This window comes from Myxacorys chilensis, from assembly GCF_059505265.1.
In genome coordinates, this window is sequence record NZ_JCACKG010000237.1 from 1 (window position 1) to 2,759 (window position 2,759).

Sequence of the window (2,759 nt, forward strand, 5' to 3'; positions counted from 1 at the left end):
TGTCGCGTCGATCCTGGAGCTCGTAGTCCACCTGCCAGGGCTGCGTCGCTCCCATCTGACCGGTCCCACGAGCGAGGCGACGAGAGGCCAACCGGCCCGCGAAGAAGTCGTCGACGTCGGTCCTCGAGGCGAACAGGCTGTGCACCATGGTGGTGTCGTCGCCGTAGCGGCACTCGATGCTGGCGACGTCCGGACCCTGCGGGTACACGTTGAAGGGATCGGGGTCCGTCAGCCCCACCGGCCGGCAGACGTCGGGCCCCCCCAGGTTTCCGAACAGGTCGGCTCTGACGGGGACGAACATGTCGTCGAGCCCGTCGAGCAGCACCAGGTCGATCCCCTGCGGGGCGGTCGCTGCGTCCCACCGGGTGAGAGGCGCGGTGGTCGTCGTCGGGGTGGTGGTGGTCGACGTGGTGCTGGACGTCGAGCTCGACGTCGTCGCGCGGGCTGCGGTGGTGCTCGTGCCACCGGACCCGGTCGTGACCTCGGCGCCGTCGTCGCGCAGCCAGGCCGCCGCGACGACGGCGGCGACCACTGCGGCGACGACCACCCCGGCGAGCCCGAGCAGTGCGATCGAGCCGCGTCGGGGCCGTGGCGGCCCGGACGTGACGGGGACCGGCGGGCCCTGGCCGGGCGGCGGGCCCTGGCGGGGTGGCGGTGGGAGCGGATCGGGCAGCCGGGCACCCAACGCCGAGAACCACACCTCGGTCGCCCACCGGAGGAGCTCCTCGGGGTGGCCCTCATCGGTCGCGATCGCCCGGACCCGGGCGTCGACGGCGGCGGCGTCGGGGCCGCGGCGGGCGAAGGGCCCGACCGGGTCCTCCTCGCCGGCGGCCGCGACGAGGGCGTCGAGCTCCGCCCGGCACTCGCGCGCACCGGCACCGGCGGCGTCGACCAGCATGGCGCGGAGGCGTCCGGCGCCGTCGAGCGAGGCCGGCCCGCGATCAGCGACCACCTTGCGGGCCGCGGCCCCCAGCCGGTCCTGGCACCCCCCCGATGTGGCCATGCGTGGCGCCCCCTCCGGGACCAGCCGACCAGCGATCTGGAGCGCCAGGTCGCCCCCTCCCGGGCCGATCCCGCCGAGAGGCTAGTGCGGGAGGATCGCAGTCCACCACCGCACGTCGCGGTCGGGCGACACGCGGAGCCGACCGGGGCCTAGCGTGACGGCGTCGCGACGCTCGAGGGAGGGGGAGATCGATGACCCATGGGGGGACCACGCGCCCTGCCACGCGGCTCGCCGGCTCGTGACCGCGCCGCCGGCCCGCTTCGTCGCGCGCGTCGTCGCCGGCCCCGACCAGGGCGCACAGGTGACCGTCGACGGCCGGACGCTCGTCGGCCGGGCCTCGAGCAACGATCTGGTGCTGGCCGACGACCACGCGTCGCGGTCGCACCTGGACCTGACGGTCGACGGGCGGACCGTCATCGTGTCCGACCTCGGCTCGCGGCGGGGCACGTCGATCGACGGTCGCCGCATCGAGCGGCCCACCCCCGTCCGAGACGGTGCGGCGATACGCGTCGGCCGGTCGCTGCTGCGCGTCCTCCGGGTCGATGGCGCACCGGCGTCGGCCGGTCCCGAGCTGCGCCTGGTCGGCCCCGGCATCGACACCGCGCTCCCGAACGGCCGTGCGGTGGTCGTCGGGCGGGACCCCGCCGCCTGCGACGTGGTCGTGACCCATCCCTCGGCGTCACGCACCCACTGCCGGCTCACGCGGACCTCGCCCGACGGTGCCACCGTCGAGGACCTCGGCTCCACCGGCGGCACGTTCGTCAACGGCCGAGCCGTCGCCGATCCCGTGGCCGTCGGGGACGGTGACGCCGTCGGGCTGGGCGCCCCGGGGGTGGAGCTGCGGCTCCACCGAGTTGCGGCCCACCCCGCCAGCCCGACCACCGTGGACATCGAGGTCCGGGCCGAGGGGACCGGGGCTCCGGCCTTCGTGCGTGTGGTCGCACCCGGGGATGCGACGGTCGGCGCGGTCGTCGACCGCCTCGCCGCCTACCTCGGGCTCCCTGCCGAGCCCTGGTCCGGCAGCGCTGGCAACGGGTGCTGGCTCGCCTACCGGCCCGATCGATCGCTGCTGCTCGCACGCTCGGCGGCGTGGCGCACGGCGCCGGTGCGACGCGGCGACCTCCTCGTGCTGGGCCCGGCGCCCTCGTCGCCCGACGCCGTCGCCGGGCCCGTGGTGGACGAACCGGGGCACCTCGCCGTCAACCAGCTGCCCCGCACGCTGCTCGGCCCGCCCGAGCTCCGGCCCGTGCTGCCCGAGATCGCCGAGGGCACCGCCCTCCGAGGACGAGGTGTGGCCTGGCAGCTCGTGGCCGCGCTGGCGAGCGTCACCGGTGGGCTGGCCGTAGGCCTCATCTCCGGCCGGTGGATCTTCGGCGCCATCTTCGCCCTCGTGGGCCTGCTGGCCGTGGGGGCGGGCATCCTCGGCGAGCAGTCGAGGCGGCGCTTCCGCGCCAAGGAGTTCCGGCGACGGGTCGAGGTGCTCGACGCCGAGCTGGCCACCGGGCTCGCGGCCCAACGCACCACGGCCGACCAGCTGGCTCCGGCGGCGAGCGTCCTCGCCTCCTGGGTGGACGGACCCGACCCCAGGGTCTGGGAGCGCCGCCCCGGCGACCCCGACTTCCTCGCCGTCCGGCTCGGGCGCGCCCGGGTGCCGGCACGGGTCGTGGCCGACGACGGGTGGCGGCGCTCGACGAGCCCCCTGGCACCGGAGCTCGGCGTCGTGCTCGAGCGCCACCGCGAGCTCGACGACGCGCCG

General features: G+C 76.5%; 2 protein-coding genes. One reads left to right on the forward strand and one right to left on the reverse strand.

Features of this window, described 5'->3' with window-relative positions:
- Positions 1–1,003, reverse strand: a 1,003-nt coding sequence (locus AC5JLB_RS24450) for a hypothetical protein (protein ID WP_495876437.1), incomplete at its 3' end; no start/stop codon positions are given.
- Positions 1,004–1,241: 238 nt separating this feature from the next.
- On the opposite strand from AC5JLB_RS24450, the gene AC5JLB_RS24455 reads away from it, so the two are divergent.
- A partial coding sequence (locus tag AC5JLB_RS24455; RefSeq protein ID WP_495876438.1) for an FHA domain-containing protein occupies positions 1,242–2,759 on the forward strand: 1,518 nt, incomplete at its 3' end.